The organism is Hymenobacter rigui, assembly GCF_003944715.1.
GTDB classification, from domain to species: Bacteria; Bacteroidota; Bacteroidia; order Cytophagales; family Hymenobacteraceae; genus Hymenobacter; species Hymenobacter rigui.
In genome coordinates, this window is sequence record NZ_RWIT01000002.1 from 322,531 (window position 1) to 347,925 (window position 25,395).

At 58.7% G+C, this 25,395-nt stretch carries 22 protein-coding genes; 17 read left to right on the plus strand and 5 right to left on the minus strand.

Annotated features, from left to right (window positions below):
* Nucleotides 1-193: 193 nt before the first annotated feature.
* The 13 genes from EI291_RS05570 to EI291_RS05630 all read left to right on the plus strand — a co-directional run bounded on the left by EI291_RS05570 (nt 194) and on the right by EI291_RS05630 (nt 11,729).
* A complete protein-coding gene (locus tag EI291_RS05570; protein ID WP_170172526.1) occupies nt 194-592 on the plus strand; it encodes a hypothetical protein in 399 nt (132 codons plus the stop codon).
* A gap of 104 nt (nt 593-696) precedes the next feature.
* Complete coding sequence (locus EI291_RS05575; protein WP_125418822.1) at nt 697-1,323, plus strand: hypothetical protein; 627 nt, start codon at nt 697-699, stop codon at nt 1,321-1,323.
* An 87-nt stretch (nt 1,324-1,410) separates the two neighbouring features.
* The gene (locus EI291_RS05580) at nt 1,411-3,606 is read left to right on the plus strand and encodes a hypothetical protein (RefSeq protein WP_125418823.1); all 2,196 of its coding nucleotides are present in this window, start codon (nt 1,411-1,413) and stop codon (nt 3,604-3,606) included.
* A gap of 1 nt (nt 3,607) precedes the next feature.
* Nucleotides 3,608-5,425: a hypothetical protein gene (locus EI291_RS05585; RefSeq protein ID WP_125418824.1), complete on the plus strand. Its 1,818-nt coding sequence runs from the start codon at nt 3,608-3,610 to the stop codon at nt 5,423-5,425.
* A gap of 4 nt (nt 5,426-5,429) precedes the next feature.
* Nucleotides 5,430-6,290: a hypothetical protein gene (locus EI291_RS05590; RefSeq protein WP_125418825.1), complete on the plus strand. Its 861-nt coding sequence runs from the start codon at nt 5,430-5,432 to the stop codon at nt 6,288-6,290.
* A gap of 4 nt (nt 6,291-6,294) precedes the next feature.
* Nucleotides 6,295-8,418: a fibronectin type III domain-containing protein gene (locus EI291_RS05595; protein ID WP_125418826.1), complete on the plus strand. Its 2,124-nt coding sequence runs from the start codon at nt 6,295-6,297 to the stop codon at nt 8,416-8,418.
* 71 nt (nt 8,419-8,489) lie between these two features.
* Nucleotides 8,490-8,684 carry a hypothetical protein gene (locus tag EI291_RS05600; RefSeq protein WP_125418827.1) on the plus strand — a complete coding sequence of 65 codons (195 nt, stop codon included), beginning with the start codon at nt 8,490-8,492 and terminating at the stop codon, nt 8,682-8,684.
* 102 nt (nt 8,685-8,786) lie between these two features.
* Nucleotides 8,787-9,104 (plus strand): hypothetical protein, encoded by a 318-nt coding sequence (locus EI291_RS05605; RefSeq protein WP_125418828.1) that lies wholly within the window; start codon nt 8,787-8,789, stop codon nt 9,102-9,104.
* Nucleotides 9,105-9,116: 12 nt separating this feature from the next.
* On the plus strand, nt 9,117-9,815 hold the full coding sequence (locus EI291_RS05610; RefSeq protein ID WP_125418829.1) for a hypothetical protein: 699 nt from the start codon (nt 9,117-9,119) through the stop codon (nt 9,813-9,815).
* Nucleotides 9,812-10,204: a hypothetical protein gene (locus tag EI291_RS05615; protein ID WP_125418830.1), complete on the plus strand. Its 393-nt coding sequence runs from the start codon at nt 9,812-9,814 to the stop codon at nt 10,202-10,204. The genes EI291_RS05610 and EI291_RS05615 overlap by 4 nt, the downstream gene beginning before the upstream one ends.
* Nucleotide 10,205: 1 nt before the next feature.
* Nucleotides 10,206-10,763: a glycoside hydrolase family 108 protein gene (locus EI291_RS05620; RefSeq protein ID WP_125418831.1), complete on the plus strand. Its 558-nt coding sequence runs from the start codon at nt 10,206-10,208 to the stop codon at nt 10,761-10,763.
* Between the two features lie 19 nt (nt 10,764-10,782).
* Nucleotides 10,783-11,172, plus strand: coding sequence for a hypothetical protein (locus EI291_RS05625; protein ID WP_125418832.1), 390 nt, complete (start codon nt 10,783-10,785; stop codon nt 11,170-11,172).
* Nucleotides 11,172-11,729 carry a hypothetical protein gene (locus EI291_RS05630; protein ID WP_125418833.1) on the plus strand — a complete coding sequence of 186 codons (558 nt, stop codon included), beginning with the start codon at nt 11,172-11,174 and terminating at the stop codon, nt 11,727-11,729. The genes EI291_RS05625 and EI291_RS05630 overlap by 1 nt, the downstream gene beginning before the upstream one ends.
* A 142-nt stretch (nt 11,730-11,871) precedes the next feature.
* Here EI291_RS05630 and EI291_RS05635 read toward each other — a convergent pair whose 3' ends face one another.
* Nucleotides 11,872-13,281 carry a site-specific integrase gene (locus tag EI291_RS05635; protein WP_125418834.1) on the minus strand — a complete coding sequence of 470 codons (1,410 nt, stop codon included), beginning with the start codon at nt 13,279-13,281 and terminating at the stop codon, nt 11,872-11,874.
* Between the two features lie 212 nt (nt 13,282-13,493).
* On the minus strand, nt 13,494-15,683 hold the full coding sequence (locus tag EI291_RS05640) for a glutamine synthetase III family protein (RefSeq protein WP_125418835.1): 2,190 nt from the start codon (nt 15,681-15,683) through the stop codon (nt 13,494-13,496).
* A 274-nt stretch (nt 15,684-15,957) separates the two neighbouring features.
* Between EI291_RS05640 and EI291_RS05645 the strand changes: the two genes are divergently transcribed.
* Nucleotides 15,958-17,817, plus strand: coding sequence for an LTA synthase family protein (locus EI291_RS05645; protein ID WP_125418836.1), 1,860 nt, complete (start codon nt 15,958-15,960; stop codon nt 17,815-17,817).
* Nucleotides 17,818-18,144: 327 nt separating this feature from the next.
* Nucleotides 18,145-19,728, plus strand: coding sequence for a T9SS type A sorting domain-containing protein (locus EI291_RS05650; RefSeq protein ID WP_170172527.1), 1,584 nt, complete (start codon nt 18,145-18,147; stop codon nt 19,726-19,728).
* Nucleotides 19,729-19,758: 30 nt separating this feature from the next.
* Here EI291_RS05650 and EI291_RS05655 read toward each other — a convergent pair whose 3' ends face one another.
* A complete protein-coding gene (locus EI291_RS05655) occupies nt 19,759-20,235 on the minus strand; it encodes a hypothetical protein (protein WP_125418838.1) in 477 nt (158 codons plus the stop codon).
* 350 nt (nt 20,236-20,585) lie between these two features.
* Between EI291_RS05655 and EI291_RS05660 the strand changes: the two genes are divergently transcribed.
* Nucleotides 20,586-20,981: a hypothetical protein gene (locus EI291_RS05660; RefSeq protein WP_125418839.1), complete on the plus strand. Its 396-nt coding sequence runs from the start codon at nt 20,586-20,588 to the stop codon at nt 20,979-20,981.
* A gap of 54 nt (nt 20,982-21,035) precedes the next feature.
* The gene (mtaB, locus tag EI291_RS05665; protein WP_125418840.1) at nt 21,036-22,382 is read left to right on the plus strand and encodes a tRNA (N(6)-L-threonylcarbamoyladenosine(37)-C(2))-methylthiotransferase MtaB; all 1,347 of its coding nucleotides are present in this window, start codon (nt 21,036-21,038) and stop codon (nt 22,380-22,382) included.
* A gap of 66 nt (nt 22,383-22,448) precedes the next feature.
* Here the strand turns inward: mtaB and EI291_RS05670 are convergent, their stop codons facing one another.
* Together EI291_RS05670 and EI291_RS05675 are read right to left on the minus strand one after the other, a co-directional pair.
* A complete protein-coding gene (locus tag EI291_RS05670; RefSeq protein WP_125418841.1) occupies nt 22,449-23,132 on the minus strand; it encodes a helix-turn-helix domain-containing protein in 684 nt (227 codons plus the stop codon).
* Nucleotides 23,133-24,117: 985 nt separating this feature from the next.
* The gene (locus EI291_RS05675) at nt 24,118-25,356 is read right to left on the minus strand and encodes an ABC transporter permease (protein ID WP_125418842.1); all 1,239 of its coding nucleotides are present in this window, start codon (nt 25,354-25,356) and stop codon (nt 24,118-24,120) included.
* Nucleotides 25,357-25,395: the final 39 nt, after the last annotated feature.

The window sequence follows — 25,395 nt, forward strand, 5'->3', positions numbered from 1 at the left end:
GGCAGTCAATTCCTGATTGGCCGTCTGGATAGCCGCAAGGCCCGTGGTGAGGCGTTGAGAGTCGCCCTCCACGCTCTTGGAAAAGGCGCGGTAGGCGGCGCTGAGGGTTTTGACGTTCTGAGTGAAGGTCAGCAGTTCCTGCGCCCCCGGCCCCAAGCCGTCAAACAAGTCAGAGTAAGTGATGGCATTGCTCATGTATGTAAATTACATACATTATTCCCACAATGGCATAATATCAGCTGAACTAACCGCCCTATTTCCGGAGCGGCAGCAGGAAGGCGAGCAGCTGGCCATGGCCAGCCAACAGAAGCGCCGGTCCCTGGCAATGTGCGACTACCTGCTTACAGAGGATGCTACCCACCTGCGCATCGTGCAGGAAGTAGATGCATGGATGCTGGAACTGATCCGGCCCGATCAGTTTTCCGACGGCGACCCGGACAACGTGCTTACCCACCTGCACCGCAGCTTTGAGAATTTATGCGCTATCATGGCCGAGCACGGCACCCCGGACGCTGGTACCCTTCCCCTGTTCCAGTTTCACGCGAGGCTGGGTTGGCTGCAAAAGAAGATGGAGCGAGAGCACCGAGAATAAATGGAGCAGCATCATCAATATAATATAAATTATGTATAAAATAATCATATATTAACTACTCAGTTATCGATTCACCATCTAACCGGGCAAAGCACCTCTACATTATGAAACACCTCATACTACTGGCTTTCTTCTTTGCAAGCCTAGGTTGTTACGGACAAGGAAGGAGAATTCAGATTACGGTTGATAAAGAGAATTCTTATTATGGGCCTGCTTATAAATCCTGCGTTGACAGTGCGTATGCTATCATGAATGCGGTTTTTAATTCCGCTAAGTTTCAGAGCATGTACAAGAATGTCAAGTTCCCTAATAGTAACTATTGCGACTGGGAAGAACGAGACAAGCACTCTCCTAACGGTATTACTGGCCAGCAGCTGTACGATAGAATATTTGCAAGACAAAAGCCGTCCTGGGGTATCTATTTACGGATGAAATCCGGAGGTGCCTTGGGATATACGTATCCGCACACAGGCAGAACAACTGCAAACTATTATACTATCCGTTACGACATGCGAAAACTGCCCAGAGCCTATGCCCTAGCTGTAAATCTATGTCATGAGTTTATGCATGAACGGGGCCTTTGCCATGAATCAAACAAATTCAATCAACCTGATTCAGAGCATCCTGACCCTAAAGGCTACAAAAACGACATTGCCTATCGAATTGGCTGGGACACGTACTTCATACTACGCAAATGGGTTCAACAAAAACGACCCATCCCTGGCGTATAACACTGCCATAGATTTGGGAAGCCCTGACCCATAACCGGTCAGGGCTTTTGCTTTCCTCAGCTTATTGTATGTATTTTACATACAATAATGCTCGACCAAAACCAGACCCTTCTGCGCTTTACCCTGCTGAGCGAGCTGCTGGGCCCGCAACGGCAGAGCGTGGACCCTATCGGCTGGGAGGATATGGGCGTACAGTTGCACCGCGACAGCAAGTACCACGGCATGACCACGGAATACACCGTGGAACTGGGTTTCGTGAAAGAGGGGCGCGCCTACCTGGCGCAGCTGCTGGACGTGGCCGGCGTGGAAGCCAGCGCCTCCCTGCTGGTTGAGGTATACGATTCCAACACGTTCTACTGGGAAACCTACTACCAGGGCCCGCTGGACCTGAGCAATGCAACGCAGACTGCTACCGAGTTCCGGTGCACCGCGGAAAAAACGGGCTTCACCATCAAGTTCCTGAACCGGTTGGATACCACCGTGGACCTATTGGGTCGCGAGTCAGTAAGCGGTAACGCGCTGCCCGCGTTTGCGCCTACCACGGTAGAGCTACATAGTAAAGCTATCAGCCAGCGCTACGAAGTGGTAACACCGGCTGACCCGCCGCCGGCTTTCCCGGACTATGTGACCGATGGCGAAAGCCGTTTTAAAAGCATGTATTTCGGCTTCGGGCCGGCGGCCGTGGATGAGTTCGGGGTGCAGGAAGTGGGCGGCGGCACCGTCACCATGCCCACTGGCAACAGCAATCCGGAAGTGCCGGTGTATACCACCAAAGAGCGAGGGCTGTTCAGTATCGATTTTACCATCCTGTGCCTGCTGCGGATTCAGCGGCAGAACGGCCGCGGCGACTTCGACAAGGCGGATGGCAAGGTGTATTTCCGCATCAACGATGAGCCGCCGGTCGAGCTGTTCTCCTTCCAGGATTCGGGCATTGCCGGCGAGTACCGCAAGCAACTGACCGCCGCCTACCGCCTCACGCGTAACCTGAACATCGGCGACCGGATCTACCTGTATGGCCGCCTGCACGTGTACGACATCAGCGGCCCGGCCATCGGCCCCTACAACTTCACGGTGCTCCTGGAAATGCAGGCCGGCTCCTACTTCAAGATGAGCGCCGACACGCAGACCGACCCTACTCCAGCGGCCGGACTGCTGGTGTATGAGGCGCTGGACCGGCTCGCGCAGGCCCTGACCGATCAGCCGGTGGCGCTGCGCAGCGCGTTCTACGGCCGCACCGATACCCGGCCGGCTTACCCCGCCGACGGCCCGGGCAGCCTGACCATGGTCACCGGCGGCTTCCAGGTGCGCGGGTTTCCGCTCTTGCTCAAATCAGTGTATGCCACCTGGAAAGACCTGTTCGATTCGCTGCACGCCGCCCACTGGCTGGGCTACGGCACGGAACGGCTGCCCGACGGGACCGAGGTAGTGCGGGTAGAGCAGGCCAGCTATTTCTATGCGGATGAAGTTGTTCTGACGCTGGCCGCCCCGGTGCAGGACTACCTGCCCGATACCGCCGGCACGCTCACCAGCAACCTGCTGCTGAAAGAGCAGCCGGACCGCACTTACATCACAGCCAAAGCCGGCTGGCAGAAGTGGCAAACCCAGAGCCTGAACGGACTGGATGAGTTCAACGCGACCCGCGAATGGGCCCTGCCCCTGGTGCAGCCCGATGCCACCTACGATGCCGTGGGCGGCTACATCACAGCCGGCTTCTACCTGGAAAGCACCCGCCGGCAGCGCTACGACGCCACCGCTACCACCGACGACCGGGCCGATAACGAAAACTTCCTCATCTGCCTGCTGCGGGCCCCGCTAGGCGGGTTTCAGACCGAACGCAACCAACTGTTTGCCGAGGTATCGGGCCTGTACTCGCCGGATACCGCCTACAACCTGCGCCTCTCCCCCGCTCGCATGCTGTGGCGCCACGGGCCGGCCCTGGCGGCAGGCCTGCGTTTCCAGCAGGGTCGCCGGCTGCGCTTCAGCTTTGGCGAAGGCAACAACGCCCTGAGCACCCGCCTGCCTGGCGAAACGGCCGTGGTGGAAGGGGCCGACATTCCGGTAGCCGAGTTGGGCGCGCCGCTGTGGCGTGCTCAGTCCTGGGAGTTTACCGCACCGTGCACCCGCACCCAGGCGGCGGCCGTGCTGGCCAATCCACGGGGCCGCATCCGGTTCCAGGATGAGCGCGGGCAGTGGCAGGAAGGCTGGATTATGGATTTCAAACACTCGCTTAGCCGCGAGCAGGCGGATTTTACCCTGCTGCGCTGCCACACGCTCTCCCTCTGACATGGCCTACAAACGCTACCGAACAGCTTACACGTTTGAGCAGGTCGTACAGGACCCGGACCCGCAAATTTCCTCTGAACTCTACTTGGTGGAGACGTGGGATTTTGACACCGTGGCCCGCACCGTGCTGTACCGCGACGGCAGCCAGAACCCGCGCTATTCCCGCTACACCGGGCAGGGTAGCACCGAGCCGATTCCGGAAGATGTGGAGGTGCTGGGTGAAATTCATGCAGAATGCTTCGGCACCACCCGCCGCGCCTATATCCACGTGGGCGGCGGCCTCATCACCCCACAGGACACGCCGAACTCCACCGAGTGCGGCTTCGGGGCGCTGGCCTGGGAGCGGGTAACGCCATTTTCGCCCGCCCCTGGCCAGACCACCGGCCGGGTGCAGCTCGACACGAAAGGCGGTACCGCGCCCCTGAATTACGAAATTATCGGCCCCGGCCCGGCGCGTACCGGGCAGTTGAATGGAGACGGATGGGTGGAAGTATCCGGCCTTACCGCGCCGGCCACCTACCTGGCACGCGTCACCGACAGTTCCGTACCAGTTGCGCAGGTACTGGAGCAGGAATTCCGGCTGGTAGCAGCCGTTGTCGGCGGCTGCACCGACCGGACCGCTAACAACTTCAACCCGAACGCCCGCTACGAAGATGGTAGCTGCACCTACGCCCCGCCAGTACGCCGTCCGGTGTTCCGGGTGCCCCGCCTGAACCCGCTGCGCTTCGTGCTTGAGCAGGCCACCGATAACTGCGCGGTGTTTGAGACGCTGGACAACGTGCTGTTCTGCCACCAATCCCGGCCCGGGCAGCAGATGCGGCCGCGGTTCCGGCAGAAAGTACAGTTCTGCGACGTGCTGCGCCTGCAGGTGCAGACCGACTTTACCAGCGTGCAGGCTGAAATCTACCAGCACCAGACCGGGCTGCTGGTGCGTACCCAGCCGCTGGCGCTGGTGCAGCGCCTGACCGGCTTATCAGACCCGTTGCCAGTATCGTTGCGCGAGTGGACCGGGGGGCTCACCTACCTGGTATCGGAGGCCGGTGGCCTACCGGTATCGTTGCGCCGGGCCGCTCGCCTGATGCTAAGTGAAGGTACTACCGGCACCTACCGCGTGCGGGAAGTGGCCTACACAGAGGAAGGCGAACAAGTATTGGTGCTCAACCGACCCTGGCAGCCGGTGGCCGGTGACGTAGCCGCCCGTTGGCAGCTGGACATCGTGGATTTCAACGTCTGGGAAACCACACTGAACCTGGCCGGCCTCACCGCTGGCGACTACCAAGTAAAGCTGCGCGGCACCGATGCTACCGAAGCCGACGTGGTAGCCGTCTCGGAGCCGTTGCACTTGGCAACCGAGCACGAAAACACGGTGGTAGTTGATTATCGCAACCGCGACAACGCCTACGGCATGGTCTGGACATCGGGCATGGCCGGCCGCTTGCGGGTGCCGGGTACGTTCTTCCGCCGCAAGCCGGCCGGCGACGCCACGGTGCACCGCTCCAGCAGCGGGGTGCCGACGCTGCTTTCCTCCACTATGCACCGGCAGCTGGTGCTGGAAACGGCCGGGCTACCGGACTGGCTGCATGAGCAGCTCACATTGGTTTTCCGCCTGGATGATGTCCGGGTACAGGGCCGGGCCGTGCTGGCCCCGGACGGCTATGAGGGCACGGAGCTGCGCACGTTTCCGCTGTCGGCGGGCTCGGTAACGCTGGAATTGCTGGAAGGCTTCGGTACTGGTAACGGCACAGACAATGGCGGGCTGCCTGCCACAGATGACAACCTATTCGTGCTGCGTCAAGGCGGCTTCCTTAAACTCCATTAACACCATGGCCAATCAGTATTTGGATGGGCTCGACCCGTGGCCGCTGGGTACACCGCTACCGGATGACACGCTGTTCATCATCAGTGTGCCGTCGCTGCAGAACGAATTTCGCATTGAGCAGTCGCAGCTACCAGCAGCCAGTGGCTCACAGGCTGCCGTGCTCCAGGTAGCGGCTTCGCGCACCGACCTGCTGGCGGCGGCCGGAGCCGGCAAGCTCGTGCCGGGCACTCAGTACCAGGTGACCGGCCGGGGCGTGGGGAAGCTGCCGGTCGTTGTAGCAGCGGTAAGCCGCACGCAGTTGGCTGCCATCGGCACCCGGCTGGAATCGAACGGCTCGGTTACGGACGTAACGTACGATTTAACCAGCGACACGGATACTGCGCTGACTGGCGGTGGCCAAGCACTGACAGCCGCCATTCTGGCCTCCATCACCCAGCAGGGTCCTGGTATTACGCTGTCGGTGGTGAATGGGAAGCTGCTGATTTCGGCTACGTCCCAGCCCGCTCCGGAAGCCCCGCGCAATCCGCAAACGGATGATGTAAGCAACATCTTCTCGCATTCGCTGGTGACAGGGTTTCCATCGGCCTCCGATTATGAACTGGAAAAATCGGCGGAAGCGGCCGGCTACTCGGTCCGGACCGATGCCTATGTGCAGAACGGGCGGGTGTATTTCCCGGGCATAACCGGGCCGCACGCAGTTGGCACCGTTCGCAGCCGCGTGGTAGCCAGCGGTAGCCGGCCGGCTGGTACCCCAGTAAGTAATACCGTGGCTTTCACTGGTCCTGTAGCGGATGCTGGCTCCATCACTTTCCTGGATGTGCAAGGCTCTGATGCCATTCCCTCTTTCACTGTAACCGCTTCTTAGCGTCATGGCCAACACAATAAAAATGAGCGCTGTCCGGGCCAACACCACCCGGGCCATTGAATTTCAGAACCCAGCAACCGGGGCATGGCAAACGGGCATCACGCAGCCGGATGGTTCGTTTCAAATCATCTTTACTGGCGTTCCGGCCGGTACCTACTCGAATCTGATGGCCCGGCTGGTGGGCTCAAATCCAGCCATTACAGCAACGTGGCCCGGCCCGGTTACGGTAGTCGATGCCGGCACTACGCCTGTGCCCACGGTGCCGGCCGATGTGACGCAAATCGACCTGACGCCCGGCAATGCGCAGGTATCGGCGGTGATTGAGGCCCCGGCCAGCGGTGGGGCCTCAATAGACAACTACCGCTACCAGTACCGGGCTCAGGGCTCAACCAACTGGCTCACCCACGGTACGACAAATAGCCTGAGCTATACCTACACCGGCCTCACCAACGGCACGGCTTACCAGTTCCGGGCGCAGGCCCACAACTCGGTCGGCTGGAACGCGGCGGGCACGGTAGCCAGTGCTACGCCGGTGGCACCGGTAGCCCCGGGCACGCAGTCCATCGCTTTCTGGAGCTACAGCCAAAGCAACGGCTCCAAGCAGGCCTTGCAAAGCACCATGCCAACCGGGCAGTTGGCCGAGTTTCCGGGCATCTCTGACCCGCTGACCCGCTCAGAGGTCGCCATTGTAAACGGCGGCATGATGCCCATTCAGCTCGGCGTGAATGACCGAGGCTATTACCCGTTACAGGCTGGTAACCCTGCTCTAACGCAGGTAGGTGGCGTTACCCCCCTGGCCTGGGAGCTGCAACAGCGCAGCTCCGGCCACTTCGGCGGGGCTATTTCCTATGCTGATGGTCAGCCCAGTTCGACGTTCCGTCCGGATGCCAATAACTCCGACACGAACAACGTCTTCAATATTCTGGTGCGCAGCCTGGCCACCCTGAAGGCTGACTTCACGGCGCGTGGTATTCCGTGGACGGCGGCCACAGTGCGCGGCGTTATCCGTCAGGGCGAAACGGATGGTAACCTGGCCAGCTGGGAAACAGACTGGACACTCATCCTGAATGCGCTGGTAGATGGCGGGCACATTCCCGCTGGCTCGATGGTCGTATTCCGCCTCGTAGCCTCGCAAACGGTGGCGGGGGCCAGTCTTTCCCAGGCGCGGGCCAACATTGCCTCGCTGGTGCAGAACTACCCCAGCGCGAAGCTGGTGCTGAAAACGTATGATGCGGCCGGCTACAATCGGCAGGACGAGCACCATGACGATTTCTACTCTGCTATGGTGGAGGCGAAACAGATTGTAAGCCTCTGGCTGGGTGAGTCCATTCAGAAAGCCTATGTATCAGCCCCAAAAACGGCGAGCTGCGGAGCGGTGCGGCAGGCGTACTCGTTTGTTGATTTGGCTGATGCTAATAGCAAAGCCCTGGCCGCAGCTAATGCGGTTTGCGCGGCCACTGGTGGCGGGGGCACTACGCCGCCGGTTTCCAATGCCGATCCGGACTATCCGTATCTGACGCTACGGAAGCAGGAGTTTACCCAGACGCAAGGCATCACCGTGTCGAATACCAACACGCTCACAGCTACCGGCGGCATTGATGACGTAGCCCGTTTCGCCAAGGCACGCTATGCCATTGGCAACGATACCACGCATGCCGTGGTAGGCTACTTTCGCTGGAAGCTGGTGGATGTGGCCGAGGTAACGGAAGCCGCCCTGAACGGAGCAAAGGCGAACGGTGGGGTAAATAACTACATATTCGGCGGCCGGGCCGGGGTGCCGAACTACGACAACGAATTGCCAGACATTCACTTTGGCAGCTACGTGAAGGTGAGCACCGGCAACAACGGCGTGGATCAGTTCGGGGCCAACCTGTACAGCCCGCAGGACAACCCGGCTTTCGATACCCGCGCCCAGACCGGCAAGTACCTGCGCCTCATCTTCGAGCAGACCCGCACCATCCTGGTGCTGGAGGGAGCTACCCGGGCGCAGGACGTTATCCTGAGCACTGAGCGGTACCGGGCCGAGCAAAAGACTATTTACCAGTCGCTGGCCTGGTTCTGGCGCGGCTGCCGCATTGAAGATATCTGGATTGCAGCGGCTAATCCGGTGGATTTATCCGCTAGTTAGGCGCACTTACCGAAAGTTATGGATACTGTCGAGGTGACACGATAGCTTGGCAGTAGTTTATTGCTCAACTCATGACTCAAGAAGAAATCACCTGCCAACTGAATACAGCGTTTCGCAGTATCGCCCTGGTGCATCAGCACTTCAATGCGTCCACTTCTCATAGCGAAGCAGTATCCGCCCCTGGGGTGGCAACCTTAATCGACCGCTTACACCGCGATATTCAGGTCGTGCGGGATGAGTGGCACGAAGAGAAGTTGATCAAGTAAAACAAAAAGCCCCGCCCCACCTGGCGGGGCTTTTTGTTTTACTCAACTTATTGTATGTATTTTACATACAATAATATCAGCTTATTCCGCCGCCGAACATCCATGCCCGCTGAACAAAAACCCTCTTTTCCGCCGTGGATTATGCCGCTGTTGAGTCTGCTGGCAGGCGTTATCGGCTCACTGGCCACCTTCTCCTACAAATACGGAGCCCTGGAAGGCAAAGTATCGGCCAACGCCGACAAGATCGAGACGCTCCGCACCGACCTGAACGCGCTTCGCGCCGACTACCAGACCGACAAAGCCAAGCGGGAAGCGGAACAGGCCGCCCGGCTCGCCTCCTACGAGCAGGCCCGCGCCGCCAAACTGGCTGAAATGGAAAACATACTGACCCGGATGGAAAAAGTACCCGCGCCCAACTAACCAACACCTGCCATGCAACGACTCATTCTCTTCTTTGCCTTCCTGCTGGTGCTCGGCAGCTGCTCACCTGAAACGCGCCGGCTTCGGCAGTGGAACAAGTATTTGAAGGACCTCAAGCAGCAGCCGGTGGTGCCTCCGGACACCAGCACCGGCCGCTACGCCCCAGGGGTGGAACTGGACGTGCTGGATCAGCTGCTGCGCAAATACCCCGGCCGGGCCATTACCCGCACTATCACCCGGACCGAAACAAAAGAGATACCCGGCAAAACGGTGTACGTCGAAGTGCCGGTGCAGGCAGATACCGCCCGCAACCGAATCGAACGGGATTCTCTTTTGCAGGCGCTGCAGCTGCTGGTCCAATCGGAAAAAGCGGACAGTGAGCTGCGAGCCGAAGTTGCTCGACTCCGGGCCAAAGTGCTGCAGGCCTTCAACGCCCGGGCCTGCCTGCCGGATACGCTGGTCAAATTCCCCGCCTACGGTATCACCTTCAAGATAGAGCGGGGCAACAACGGCAAGTATGGATTCTCCATCGTCGAAGCGCCGCAACGGGTGGAATACCCCTCCCACGTCACAGAGAACATACACGAGCGGCTGGTCTACCTCGATAGCAAATTCTGGCAGTTCTGGCAGTTCTGGCTGGCTGTGGTAGTGGCCGGCCGGGGCCTGCTGTGGAAAGCAATCCTACTCCTTAAAAGCCTGGTATTCCCATGAGCATCAACCTACCTACCCTACCCGATACCTTCTTTCTCTACGCGGTGCGGCTGCTGGTTGCGTTGCTGCTCTGGCTGTGGCTGCGCAAAGAGCTGACGCCAAAGCGCGTGCTCAGCATCTGGGAAAGCGAGGGTGTGCTATCCTCCCGTCAGATTCTGGCCTGGGTGGTGGCGCTGTTCGGCCTGTTTATGCGGGCCGCTGACCGCATCGATAACGATGCCCTCTCCCACTGCTTCGAGTGCAGCTTCATCCTGTTCGGTATCGGGGGTGCGGTGCAGCTGGCCAGCAAGATCAAGCCGGCTACCACTGTGAATGCCAAGGTAGATGCGGAAAACCTGAACGTCGGAACTACTCCGGAGGCTGAACAACCAGCACCTAAAGTCTACTGATATGGCTGATTTCAAGATTGCCCACGCTATTACCGCCAAGAATGAAGGCGGCTACGCCAACAACCCCGCCGACCGGGGCGGCGAAACCCATCTGGGGATTGCCCGCCGGTTCCATCCTAACTGGCCTGGCTGGCAGATTGTAGACACGCTGAAAAAGCAGGTGGGCTTCCCCGGCACAGCCAACAACAGCACACAGCTTAAAGCTTTGGCGGCCAACTTCTACAAGGTTCAGTTCTGGGATGTGCTGAAACTGGATAGTATAACAGATCAGCTGCTGGCCAACGCAGTGTATGACTTCGGCGTGAATGCCGGACCCGGTCGGTCGGCTACGCTGCTACAGCAGGCGGCGAATGTGACCAACCGCAACTCCGGCACCAACCTGGTAGTGGACGGGAAGATTGGCCCGGCTACGGTGGCCGTGCTGAATGCCCACCCTACTCCGGCCCTGCTCCGCAAAGCCTTTGCCATCAAACGTGGCAGCTTCTATCTGACCCTGGCCGAAAATAGCCCTACGCAGGAAGTATTTGTGGCCTCCTGGCTTTCCCGCATTACACTTTAACCACTTACTACTTACTGCTATGAAAGACTGGTTTGCCCGTATTTCTCTGCTTTTGCTACTCGTTGCCGTTGGCGCGTGGTGGCACCATGCCGCCCAGAGCGAAAATTACAATTCGCTGGAAGCTACTTGGTACTGGATCGGCTTCCTGTTCGTGCTGGCTATCAACGTGGTCAATGCGGTACTCGACTACCGGAAACGCCCGAAAACACTCAATGACAAAGCTGGCCAGAACCGTACCTACTCTGTCATATTGCTGCTGATGGCAGCGAGCCTGACTGCTGTAGCATGCCGGAACACGCCAACAACGGCCGTCGCACCTGACCCGGAGTATCTGTTCCCTACCCCTCGGATGGTAACCGACTCCAACGGCTGGGAAGTAGTCGATACCGCACTGGTTGCCCGCAAGTAATGCTCTGGCTGCTACTCACTCACCCGCTGGCCTGGCTGCTGACGTATCTGCACCCGCGCATCTGGGTAAAGCTCGATGTGCGTCGGTTCGTGCAGGCCGGGGCCGTTGATACGTTGCTGCGCACCTTCCACCGCCAACGGGCCACCGTGCGGGGTATCGTGATGGTGCTGATTGCAGGGCTGGCCAGCTTGCCCACCTGGGGCCACTGGTTGCCATTCGGTCTGAGCATGGCCGGCCTACTCATTTTACAGGCTGCCTACTGGCTCTACGACTTCAACCCGCGCCTGAATGAGGCCCGCAACCTGCCCTATGTGGGCCGCTACCACGTCAGTTGGAATCCGCAGGCCGCTTACTTTCCCGACCGGTATGTGTGGCGCCGCGCCTGGGAGCAGGTTCGGGCCCCGGATGAAACTGCGCCGCCGGCCTATGAGGACCGGCAGGTGGTGAACGTCGCCGGTCCGCTACTCAAGCAACTGCTGCAGAACCTGCTGGTAAATGGTTGTGTGGCCTACTCACTCACCCTGTTCGGTATTGGTGTATGGGCGTGGTTAAGCTGAAGCGCCGGGCCCGCCCCGGCTGGTACCGGATTCGTACCTAACGCCTATATTGCCTGCTCGTACACACCTCTATAGTTGTCAGGGCCGAACACTGACAGCTCCTGAAAGCCCAGCCGCGCCAACGGCTGGGCTTTCTTTTCGCCTATTCAGTTCGGGGTTTCCGATTCTTTTTCGTGATGTACACCTTCGCCCGAAGCGGCCCCCCATCTTCTGCATCTACCCAGCCCGGCGGGTCAGCATCGTAGTATGGACCCAGAATCTGCTTCCAGGCTTCCAATAGCGGCACTGCCACTCGCCGGGCTTTGTCCTTTGCGTAGATATCCGTGCTAGTGGCGTTTTGCGCGTGGCCCAGCAGGTAGGACGCAATGCTTTTGTCACCGGCGCTAAACTCCAGTACCAGGCTGCCGGCCGTGTGTCGCGCTGTGTGGGTGCCAATCACCTCCCACACCGGTCGGTAGTTGTCCTGCACCTCACCGTTAGAAATCTTCGCATCGTTGAACAGACGGTTCAGGCCGGCCAGTTTAGCTACCTCCTTGATCAGGCCGGTACGCCGGCGGTTTACCCGCTCTGGCAAGTCCCACCCCCAACGTCGGCCGATACGGGCAGCAAGCGGCGGCAGCGGCAGCAGCACCTCGGCGGCCGTTTTGCCCTGGTAGTGGCGCAACGCGGCGACGGTCTGACCGTCGGCCGTGCGCAGCTCGGTAATCTGCTGGGCACTGATTGAGCGTACGTCGGAGTCACGCCGACCCGACAGGCACTGCAACAGCCACCGGTCCCGTTCCTCTGCCAGCCGAGCGTCGTCGAGCCGCACGGTAATGAGTTGGTGCAGTTCCTCGCGGGTCAGGTCCAGCTGCACCGCGTGCAGGGCTTTATAGCGTAGCCAGGGCGCTTTCGGGTTCAGGCCGATGCGCGTGGCCAGCAGCCGGAAGAATTTATAATGCTCGGCAATGCTGCCATCGGAGTCCCCCCGATCTACCAGCTTCTTCCGCCAGTCGCGCACCAGCTGCTCTGTCAACTGCCCGGCCAATAGCCCCGGCTTCCAGGCCTCCAACTGATCAACCACGTGCTGATAGTGGCGCAGGTGAGAAGCCGAGTGCAGGCCCTGGTTTTCCTGCTGCCACTGCGCGTAGTGCGTGCTGATAGTGAGTTCCGCCGGCGAGAGCAGAGCAGGTTGCGGCGCGGTGGGCTCCCCGGCCATTGGGCCGTACACCGCCTCTTCCAGCATGGCCCGGGTTACCTGCGTAGTGCCCAGCGGCCCGGCCAGTGAGCGGAACGCATCCCGGAGCGTCTTTTCCCACTTGTTCAACTCGTCGTTGATGTGTTCCGCCTCCGGGTGGTCTGACAGAACACGTCCGGTTTTCGGCTCAAACAGCTGCTCGACCTTACGGCCTTTCTGCCGCTCAGGCAGGATAAGCAGCCCAGGCGAAACGGAAAAATCAGTACCATGGAAATAGCACACAATCCGGACCTGATAAAAGCCATCAGGCCGGGGACGGCGCAGGTATACATGGATGCGAAACTTATTATAAAAGCCCGGTCTGGAGCGAGTCATAGGGCAGGTTATGGGTATGGTTTGGGTATGGTTTAACTCCTGCGCAGCCTACCACGTCATAAGACGATGCTGCATGATGTATTATTAAAGCTCAAAACGACACATTGACGTGAGCCCACAAAAAAAAGCCGTCCCCACCCGGAAACGGCTTTTCTGAAATCGTGGCGCGGAGAAAATTCCCACCCAACTCCGGCCCGATTCTGACCTCGGACTTAGTGCCGGAACAACAGTTCGCGGTACTTTACCAAGGGCCAGTCCTCATCGGCCACCATCAGCTCCAGCTTATCTACCGAGCGGCGGATGGTGTCGAAATGTGCTTTCACGGTGTCGCAGTAGGCCACGGCCCGCTCGCGCGTATCGTCAATCTTGTTGGCCACTTTGCGGGCGTTGATCATCTCATCCACCTGGGTTTTGATGGTGGTGATGTGGCGAGAAATGGCTTTGATGGTATCCAGCGTTACCTGCGTGTTCTCATCATCGAGGCCCAGCTCGCGCAGGCCGCGCACGTTGGTAATGAGCTTGGTCTGGTACGCCACGGCCGTGGGAATGATGTGGTTTACGGCCAGGTCGCCCATTACGCGGCTCTCAATCTGGATTTTCTTGATGTAGTCCTCCAGCAGAATCTCGTGGCGGGCGTGCAGCTCCACGTGCGAGAAAATGTTGTGACGCTCGAACAGCGCGGCGGCTTCTTCCTCCACAATGGCATCCAGGGCCTGGGGCGTGGTGGGCACGTTGGAAAGGCCGCGGGCGGCGGCTTCATCCTTCCACTCATCGGAGTAGCCGTTACCCTCGAAGCGGATGCTCTTGGAGCTGATTACGTACTCGCGGAGCACGTCCACAATGGCTACTTCTTTTTTCTTGCCCTGCTCGATGAGCTTGTCCACCGACTTCTTGAAGTCGATGAGCTGCTCGGCCACGATGGCGTTGAGCGTGGTCATGGCCGACGACGAGTTGGCCGAGGAGCCTACGGCGCGGAACTCAAACTTGTTGCCGGTGAAGGCGAAGGGCGAGGTACGGTTACGGTCGGTGTTGTCGAGCAGAATGGCCGGAATCTTGTCGATACCCAGCTTCAGGTAGATGTTGTCACCTTTGTCGAGGGGCACTTTGGCGGTACGCTCCAGCTCATCCAGTACCGAATCCAGCATCGAACCCACGAATACCGACATGATGGCCGGCGGGGCTTCGTTGGCGCCCAGGCGGTGGTCGTTGCTAGCCGAGGCAATGCTGGAACGCAGCAAATCGGCGTAGCGGTGCACCGCTTTGATGGTGGTGATGAAGAACGCCAGGAACTGGAGGTTCTCCTTGGGGCGACGACCGGGAGCCAGCAGGTTCACGCCGGTATCGGTGCTCATGGCCCAGTTGTTATGCTTGCCCGAGCCGTTTACGCCGGCAAAGGGCTTCTCGTGCAGCAGCACTTTGAAGTTGTGCTTGTCGGCCACGCGCTCCATGATGTCCATGAGCAGCTGGTTGTGGTCGACGGCCAGGTTGGCGTCCTCGAAGGTGGGGGCGCACTCAAACTGGTGCGGGGCTACTTCGTTGTGGCGGGTGCGCAGCGGAATGCCCAGCTTGTTGGCTTCTTCTTCGAAGTCCAGCATGTAGGCGTGCACGCGGGCCGGAATAGAGCCGAAGTAGTGGTCTTCCAGCTGCTGGCCTTTGGCCGGAGCATGGCCGAACAGCGTACGGCCGGTCATGACCAGGTCGGGGCGGGCGTTATACAGGGCGCGGTCCACCAGGAAGTACTCCTGCTCGATACCGAGCGTGGTGTGCACGCGCTGTACGTCCTTATCGAAATATTGGCACACATCCACGGCAGCCTTTTCCAGGGAGGCCAGCGACTTCAGCAGCGGGGCTTTGTAGTCGAGGGCTTCGCCGGTGTAGGCAACGAATATGGTAGGAATGCACAGGGTTTTGGCCCCGGCAGTTTCAATGATGAAGGCGGGCGACGTGGGGTCCCAGGCCGTGTAGCCGCGGGCCTCGAAGGTGTTGCGGATACCGCCGTTGGGGAACGACGACGCATCGGGCTCCTGCTGCACCAGCGCCGAGCCTTTGAAATTCTCAATCGGCCGGCCGTCGGAGTTCAGATCGAAGAACGAGTCGTGCTTTTCAGCGGTAGCACCGGTCAGGGGCTGGAACCAGTGCGTGTAGTGGGTGGCACCTTTGGCCATGGCCCAGGTTTTCATGGCCGAAGCCACGGCGTCGGCCACGCTGCGCTCAACCGGCGAACCTTGCTTGATGGCCGCTTGCAGCTTCTTGAAGTATTCGCCGGGCATAGTTGCCCGCATGGCGTCGAGGTTGAACACGTTCTTGCCGAACGTATCGGAGCGACGCTCACCGGAAACGGTGACGGCCAGCGGCTGGCGCTGGTCAACTAATTCGAGAGCTTTGAAGCGAAGAATTGCCATGCTAGAGGAAGGCGTGAGAGATAAATCAGAGTTATGAAGCCAAAGGTACAGGCAAATCACACTATTTCGCAATACACCCCTCTTTTTTTGCACTACTTTTTCGATAAACAACTTGTTTCCCTTCCCTACCCCTATCAATTATTAGGCTATACAGACAAAAATTAACACATAAATAACTCATTGACCTATCACACTCCCGCTGCCCCTTCTAATTCATACAGCTTCCTCCTGCCACCAATTTCTCCACTAGCAGCCTGCGGCCTACCTTTGGGGTGTGAAAAACCGCTTCGCGTTTCAGCCCCGCTATTTCCTTTTTTGGCTGGCGTATTTTGTAACGGCCAAGGCCGCTTTTCTGCTGTACCATACTACCCGCACGGTTACACTGAGCCCGGCAACAGTTACCCGGGTTTTTGGCTACGGGCTGCGGCTGGATGCTTCGGCCACGGCGTATCTGTGCCTTGTGCCGTTTCTGCTGTTTTCGGTGGGCAGTTTGCTGGGGCCGAAGTTTCCGCTGGAGCGGCTGCTGCGGTTTTTCACGGCGGTGGCCGGCGTAGTGGTGGCCACGATTACCGTGGCCGATCTGGAACTGTACCGCGCCTGGGGTTTCCGGCTCGATGCCACTCCGCTGCAATACCTGAGCACTCCGCAGGAAGCTGCTGCCTCGGCGGGAACTGCGCCGGTGCTGCTGCTGCTGGGCGCGTTTGCCGGGTTGCTGCTGCTGGGCTGGGGGCTCTATCAGAAGATAGTGGGGCGGTTACCGGCCCTGCCCGCCGGTTTTGGCCGGGGCCGGGCGGCGCTGGCGGGGCTGCTGTACCTGCTGCTGTTGGTAGTCCCTCTGCGCGGCGGGCTGCAGCAGATTCCGGTGAACCAGAGCGACGTGTACTTTTCCAGCGTGCCCTTCGCCAACCACGCGGCGGTGAATGTACCCTGGAACGTGGTTAACTCCCTGTTTCTACAGAACGCCGGTCCGAACCCTTACCAGTTCATGGCCGACTCAACAGCGCAGCGGCTGGTGCAACCGCTCTACGCCCCTGCCCCGGCCGATACCACCACGCTACTGCGCACCCGGCGGCCCAACGTGCTGTTCATTATCCTGGAAAGCTTCACGGGCAAGCTGGTGGGCCACCTGGGCGGGGAAGCGGGCGTTACGCCTACCCTCGACAGCCTGGCCCGCACGGATATATCGTTCCGGAACATCTACGCGGCCGGCGACCGGAGCCAGAAGGGCCTGGTGGCGCTGCTTTCGGGCTATCCCAACCAGCCGGCTACCTCTATTATAAAGTACCCGCGCAAGACGGAGCGCCTGCCTCACCTGGCCCGGGTACTGCGCGGGCAGGGCTACAGCACGGCCTATTACCACGGCGGCGAGCTGGCTTTTGCTAACATGAAAAGCTACCTGGTAACGGCTGGCTACGAGCGGCTGACGGAACGCGCGGACTTTGCTCCCCGGGACCAGAACTCGAAGTGGGGTGCCCACGACCACGTGCTGCTGCAACGCATGCTGCAGGAGCTACCCCGGCAACGGCCGCCGTTTTTCGTCACGGCCTTTACCCTCAGCAGCCACGAGCCCTTCGACGTGCCCATGCGCACCCGTTTCCCGGGTATCGATGAGGCCAGCCGCTTCCGTAACTCCGTGTATTACACCGACCACGTGCTGGGCCAATTTCTAAATAAGGCCCGCCTGCAGCCGTGGTGGCAGAATACGCTGGTAGTGCTGGTAGCCGACCACGGCCATCCCCAGCCCGGCGACACGCCCAACCACGCCCCCGAGAAATTCAGGGTGCCGCTGCTGCTCACGGGCGGGGCGCTGCGCCCCACGGCCCAGGGCCGTAGCATCAGCACCTTCGGCAGCCAGACCGACGTAGCCGCTACCCTTCTGCGCCAGTTGCAACTACCCGCCTCCAACTTCCGCTGGAGCCGCGACCTGCTGGCCCCCGCCCCGACCGCCTGGCCTGGCGGCCTGGCCTTCTACTGCTTCACCGACGGGTTCGGGGTAGTTACGCCGGCCGGGGCCGTTACTTACGACAACGTGGCCCGGCAGATAATAGAACGGGACGCCACCGTGCAGGCTGCCCAACTCCGGTTCGGCAAGGCGTATGAGCAGCTGTCGTTTACGGATTTTTTGCGAAAGTGAGTGGTTTGAATTCAGCCAAAAAAGCCTGACTGCTCCCCCATTTTGGCTGACATCTTCTGCCCGTTCGTGCACCGTATTGCGTCGCTGCTCTTTTTTCACGCATCCCTTTCTGCCATACTACTCCTGAACCCGCATTGTATTTTGTGTACAAAGCCCATGCGGACCTATAGAAAGCATAATTTAGCGTCTCATTACTTATAAGAAGCTATAATACCTCTCCATTGAATAATTTGTATGCCAGCCTCACAGCACTACCAAACCGATTCTCCACCATCTACCCGCAGGGCAATTCTATCAGCTTTTTTGGAACAGGTTTCCGTTTATAGGGTGCTCCTGACAGGAGTGCTTATAGGAAGTTGCTGGGTTCACTCGCTGGGACAAACGCCTGGCTTTGTTAAGCAATGGGACAAGACCTATGGCGGGGACCGAGCTGATGAACTGCATACCCTCATCCCTACCCAGGATGGTGGCTACCTGGCCGGAGGACAGTCCACGTCGAATGCATTTGGCACCCGTACGCAGGGCAGCCAGGGCCGTACCGATTACTGGCTGCTGAAGCTGGATGCCCAGGGTATGCCCCAGTGGGACCAGCGCTACGGTGGGGATGGATACGATGAAGCGTGGGCTCTGCTGCAAACCAGCGACGGCGGGTACCTAATCGGCGGGGATTCGCGAAAAGAATCGATGGGAGGTGATAAAACCCAGCTTGGCTTCGGTGACTATGACTTCTGGGTAATCAAGACCTCTCCAACCGGGGTCAAGCAGTGGGATGTGACGCTGGGTACGGGCTCCCCGGAGCACCTGACCAACCTGGTGGAAACGCAGGACGGGGGATATTTACTCGCGGGAGAGTCCGATAACGCCTATGGAGTCTGGAAATTATCGGCGAACGGCCAGACCAACTGGATCCGCACCTATCGCGCCGGCTCAGGACTACGCTGGCCGGCCACCAAATTGCAGACCGTGCAGCCGACCGCCGATGGGGGCTTTCTGTTGGCGGGCTCTGCGACCGGGGGCGTGTTCAATGACCGAACGCAGCCTGATCGGGGCGGCTACGATTACTGGATCGTGAAAATCGGGGCTTTGGGCCAGAAGGAATGGGACTGGGCCTACGGCGGACCGGGCGACGACGAACTGCGCTCCTGCCAGCCAACTCCGGATGGCGGCTATCTGCTGGGCGGCACCACAAGCTCCGGTATCGGGGGCGATAAAACCCAGACCAGTCGGGGTAAGAAGGATCTGTGGCTGGTGAAGATAGATGCCGCCGGCACGCTGCAATGGGAGCGGCGGTTTGGCGGTCAGGAGGATGACATCATGGGGGCAACGCGCGTTATTCCGGGTGGCTATCTGGTGGGAGCCAGCTCTTGGTCACCGGTTTCCGGCGACAAAACGCAGCCCTGCTGGGGCTATGATGATTACTGGCTGTTGCAGCTCGACCTGCAGGGCCGTCTGGTGCGGGAACAGCGCTACGGCAGCACGTCATTGGACGCGTTGGAAGCCCTGGTGCTTACCCGGGACGGAGGCTGCCTACTGGGCGGCTGGTCCTACTCGTTCCGGTATGGGGACAAGAGCGAAGATAATATCGGGCAAGTGAATTTCTGGCTGGTAAAAATGGCTCCGTTTCTGCCGCTGTCCACCCTGAAGCCGACGCTGACTGGTGAGGTACGGGTGGCCCCTAACCCCGCCCATGATCAGCTGCACTTTACAATACCGGCGCAGCCGACCATGCGCGTGGTTACCGTGGTGCTACTGGATGCAGTCGGTCGGCAGGTGAAACAGGAGCAGTACACAGGCAATCTGGCCGCTACCAGTGCCACGCTGCCCGTGCGCGGCCTACCCGCCGGAGTATATTACCTGCGGCTGGAAGCCCCGAACCAACTCATCGGGATGCAGCGCGTGCTGGTGCAGTAGCACGCGCTGCGGGTGGCTGCGCGGCGCATATCAGGGCTGCCGCTTGAAGTACATAGCAAACAGGTGATAGTAGGGAATACCCCGCTCTTGGCGCATCTCCAGTATCATCCTCTCATCGGATAGCTCCAGGATTCTATAGTTTTCCACCCAGTTCTGCAACGGCATCGTCATATGAACGCTGTCAATGGAGAGCTGGTTGGGCGTGTGTCGGTAGGTATAGGGGCCTGTAACAGCCGAATCCGGATACACTTCCAGCCAATGCATTACGTCCGGATTGGCAGAAAACGTCAGGTACCGGGTATCTTTATCGGCTACGTCATTTTTCCACTCACTCACCAGCTCATCGGCCCGGGTGAAGGTGCGTTGCGAAACCTGTACCATTTTCCATGTGCCGACCAACTGCCCATCTAGGCGCGGCTTCGGCTCCGATTTTGGGGAAGCGGCGTCTTTGCCACAGCTCGCGAGCAGTAGTAAAGTGCCGGCAGCCAGGGTAAAAAATGCTTTCATGTTAGCGTATAACTGGGGTAGCAGTATTGAGGACCGTAAAGGTAATGGCATAATGTTGTGAGTTCACTGAGTAAAACTAAAAAGCACATCCTATCCGGATACCCATTAAAGCTGATTAGATAGTAGCCGAATTAAGTAGAAACGGTCATACTGAATTTGCCGAAGCAGGACCGTTTCTTAGCACTTTCTAGACAGCGTCATTAATTCATTTGGTCAGCGGATGAAATGAATTAATGAGGATATGAAGAAATAACTCGTGTGGAATTTACCCTGCCAACAGGCCAGCCAAGCGTTTGGCTAACCAAGTCTCGTCTCCAATCTCCCGCGGCAATAATCTCTTCCTGGCTACTGTGAAAGCTCCCCAACCGGAATTACTCTTCATCTACAACGCCAATGGCGGCTGGCTGAACGGGGTGCTGGATACCCTGCACAAAACCCTCTCGCCGGCCACCTACCCCTGCTCGCTGTGCGCCATCACCTACGGTGCGCGCACCATGTACCCCGAGTGGCGCGAGTTTCTGCAGCAACTGCCGGCCCGGACCCAATTCCTGCACCGCGACGAGCTGCAGCAACTGCCGGAACTGGCTCAGGAACCATTACCCGCTATTTTCTGGCGCGCCTCAGAGCTGGAACCCTGGCAGGCATTTTTATCGGCTACGCAACTTAAACCGCTCGATTTGCCTGGCGTGATACGAGCCGTGGAAACCCGGCTGCGGGAAACCAACCAGCCGGCCAGCGGGTTGTAGCTGCCGCCGCGTACCGGAAACCCGCAACTTCCGCTGTATCTTTGCGGCCTTGTTATGGAAATGGAAACCAGAAAAGTCGCCTTTTACACGTTGGGCTGCAAGCTCAACTTCTCCGAAACCTCCGCTATTGGCCGGCAGTTTGAGGAGCACGGCTTCGTAAAAGCGGCCTTTGAGGACGCGGCCGATATCTACGTTATCAATACCTGCTCCGTGACGGACCACGCCGACCGCAAGTGCCGGAAAGTGGTAAAGGAAGCCCTGAAGCACAACCCCGAGGCCTTCGTGGCCATTGTGGGCTGCTACGCCCAACTTAAGCCCCAGGAAATTGCTGAAATTCCGGGCGTGCACGCCGTGCTGGGGGCCGCCGAGAAATTTCAACTGGTTGAAACGCTGGCGGGCTTTCAAAAGCCCGCAGCGGGTCAGCCGGGCCAGGTGTTTGCGTCACCCATCTCCGAAGCCACCGAGTTTCACGCGGCCCATAGCTACGGTGACCGGACGCGCACCTTCCTAAAAGTACAGGACGGCTGTGACTACTCCTGCTCCTTCTGCACCATTCCCCTGGCCCGGGGCAAGAGCCGCTCGGGCTCGGTGCAGAGCGTGGTAGAACGGGTGCAGAAGCTGGCCGAAACCGGCGTGAAGGAGATTGTGCTGACGGGCGTCAACCTCGGTGATTTTGGCTTGCAGGGCCCCGAGCGGGAGCGGAAGGAAAACTTCTTCGACCTAGTGCGGGCTTTGGATGAAGTGGAAGGCATCGAGCGGTTTCGCATCAGCAGCTGCGAACCGAACCTGCTCTCTGATGAAATTATTCGTTTCGTGGCGCAGTCGAAGCGGTTTATGCCCCACTTCCACATTCCCCTGCAGTCGGGCTCCAACAAGATTCTGGGCCTGATGCGCCGCCGCTACCGCCGCGAGCTGTACCAGGAGCGCGTGGCCCTCATTAAAGAGGTGATGCCCCACGCCTGCATCGGGGTGGACGTTATTGTGGGCTTTCCCGGCGAAACCGAGGCCGATTTCCTGGAAACCTATCAATTTCTGAACGAGCTGGACGTGAGCTACCTGCACGTATTTCCGTACTCGGAGCGCGAAAATACACTGGCGCCCACGCTGCCAGGCCGCGTACAGGACCGCCACCGCCACGAGCGTACCACTCAGCTGCGCAGCCTCTCCGAAAAGAAAAAGCGCTATTTCTACGAGCAGCACACTGGCCAGGAAACGCAGGTTCTCTTTGAGGATGACGTAACGAACGGCCAGATGGAAGGCTTCACGCCCAACTACATCCGTGTAACGGCCAAGTACGATCCGCTGTTGGTAGGCGAACTGAAACGCCTGCGCCTGACCGCCGTGAATCCACAGAACCTGATGGAAGCAGAAGAGGTAGGTATAGAAGTATTACACCACTAGGCATATTATACAAATGGAAAAGACCCGAAAGATTAATCTTTCGGGTCTTTTCCATTTGTATAATACCTACTTTGCTAGTTGCCGCTGCATCAGGTCCATCATCTGCTGCATCAGCCGCTGCTGCTCCTGCATGTGCTGATTGCGAAGCTCTGCCAGAGCCAGCTGGTGGGCCATCTGCTGCGTGTATAATGCCGTTTGCCAAGCTCCCGCATCCGATACAGGCGGAGCAGCAACCACGGGGATAGATGCGGCAGCCGGCTCGGAAATTGAAGATGACGCAGCTGATAGCGGAGCGCTTGTCTGCGCGGCCGGCGTAGGCAACGGCGCGGGCTCAAGCGCCGTTGCCGGAACTGCGGGTGTTTGCGGGGCAGGCTCGGCAGGGGCTTCCACAGCGGGCGCTACCGGGGCAGTGGCTGAGGAAGTCGGCGTGGCTGGCGTAGTAGCTTCTGGTGCTTTGGCAGAGGAAGAAACAGACTCAGTAGAATTCCACATGGTGCCTTCACCCTGCATCAACCAGTCTTTTGATACATTTGGATACACTTCAAATATCTTACACAAAAGGTCAAAACCCGGTTTATTCCGCTCTTCAACCAAATGTTGAATAACGGTAGCTGTCTTATCCAGGGAAATTGCGAAGGCATTCTTACTCAACCCTAATTGCTGAATGAGCTGTGCAATACGCTGTCCTACGGTTGATGATTCATTCATATCCAAATGATTATTTATGCAAATGTATACAAAAACAGCCAAATGAATTATTTGCTCCTCTCATTAGACCAACTCTGCTGACATCCGCTTCTGCAAAACTGCTTGGCGCTACAATCAGTGAGCAAAAGCGTACTACTACCCCAGCAGCCTTCAGAGTACCGCGCAATCCCGAGCGCACTACCGTGCGAAGTGCCGACTGACGTGTGCGGATAAAATAATGAGCGCTCCGCTTGGTATACCTGCTTCCAGCGTAGCTCCGCTCTGCCCGAAGCAATTCAGATTTCAGGGCCTCTTACCCTACCAGCTTGTGACCTTCTGAGACTGAACTACTAACACCACGCATTATAAACCAACGTCAGCGCGACTTAAGATTTGGTTAGGCTGTGTCTGAAAAGTAGGGTCTGATCTGCTGACGGTCATGCTGAGCTTGTTGAAGCATCTCTACCGCTTCGTTGAAATGTTGCTGTCACGAAGCGGCAGAGATGCTTCAACAAGCTCAGCATGACCGTTTGAGAGTTTTCAGACACAATCTAGTGTACCCCTCGCCAAACCACAGGTATGTCTCCTGCTGTAATTAGGTGCAGAAGGTGCTCAGGATTGTCAGTTTTAGGTAGCTGATAAAGTTGGCGGTGGGCCAGCTCCGGGATACACAGGAAAAGATTCAGCGGCAGTTCCCAGGCCAGCTGGATCGTGCTGGAACAGCACCTGGACCAACGAATCGAGGTGTGGTTCAGACTCCTGCCGGGCCGTATCCAGATTGGAAATGCGGGCGTGCAGTAGCGCGCGGTGCTGATGCGCTGGCAGTGACTGATCGGAGCTGATTTTTATCGGCCCGGTTGCGCTGTCGGCGGAACCTCAGCGTGAGCAGAGGACCGAATCCGGGGAGCGGTTGAGGGCTGGTTTAGCGCCTGGCCCGAAGGCAGGAATGTAGGTTGCTGAACGGCTGTCAGTCGAATACACAACCACTTTCCGGTACAGGGAATGAGCGGCAGCAAATGCGTCCAGACCTACCTCTCTCCTATTGCTTCTATTCAAACCGCAACGACTCGATGGGGTCGAGGGCGGCGGCTTTGCTGGCGGGGTAATACCCCGATGCCAGGCCCACCGATACGCATATCACCAGCCCGATTATCATCCAGAGCCAGGGCACAATGAAGCCGCCGCTGCCCACGAACAACGATACGCCGTTGCCCATGGCTACGCCCAGCAGAATGCCCAGCGTGCCGCCCAGCACGCAAATCACAATGGCCTCGATGAGGAACTGCTGGCGGATTTGCAGGGCCGTAGCCCCCAGGGCTTTCCGAATCCCAATTTCCCGGGTCCGCTCCGTTACCGACACCATCATAATGTTCATGAGGGCAATACTGGCTCCGAGCAGCGTGATGAAGCCCACCAGAAAGCCGCCCATTTTGAGGTTTCCCGATAAGGAATCCAGCTTGCCGGCCAAAGAATCGGAGCGTTCCAGCTCAAAGCTGTCCTCCTGGCCCAACTGGTCGTGGCGCACGGCGCGCATAATGCGGGTAGCCTCGCCGGTGAGGTAAGTAAGCTGTACAGGGTCGAGGGTGGCCGTTTTGACGTCGTAGGTAAGGGCGCGCTGCCGGGGCATCTGGTTGCCGGTTTCCAGCGGAATCAGCAGTAGCCGGTCGGCCCCGCTGCCACCCATACTGCTGCCGCTTTTCTCCAGCTCCCCCACCACCAGAAAGCGGCGGCCCAGCATGTACACATACTTATCGAGGGGGCTCTGGTTGGGGAACAGTTTGTCTTTGATTTCAGCACCTACAATGACTACGTTGGTCCCGTTATCCAGCTCGGCCGGCGAGAAGGAGCGGCCGCCCTTCAGGTTGTAGTTCTGAATCATGAGGTAGTTTTCGTCGCCGGCCACTACCTGCATATTGGGGTTGCTTTTCACCCCGTTGGCTTTCACCTCCACGGCTCCCGCAATAAACGCCGAAAGGCCTACCTTGGCCTCCTCGCCCAGCTGCGCTTTATACTGTCGGGCCTGCAGATAGGTCAGTGCCGGGTAGGTTTTGTTCTGCACGCCCCCGCGCCGCATCCGGTTGGAGTAGCCTTTCGCTTTGATTTCAAAGGAATTGGCTCCCAAACTGGCAAACGTGGAGTTCAGCGAGGCCTTCATGGCATCAATGGCCGTGAGAATCCCCACCAGCGACATAATGCCGATACTCACGATAAGCGCCGTGAGAATGGTACGCAGCAGATTGCTGTGGATGGAACGAAACGCCTCTTTGATGTTTTCCAGCAAGTGCATAACGGGGGCAGTCAACTACGGACGCGGATGGGACCTACC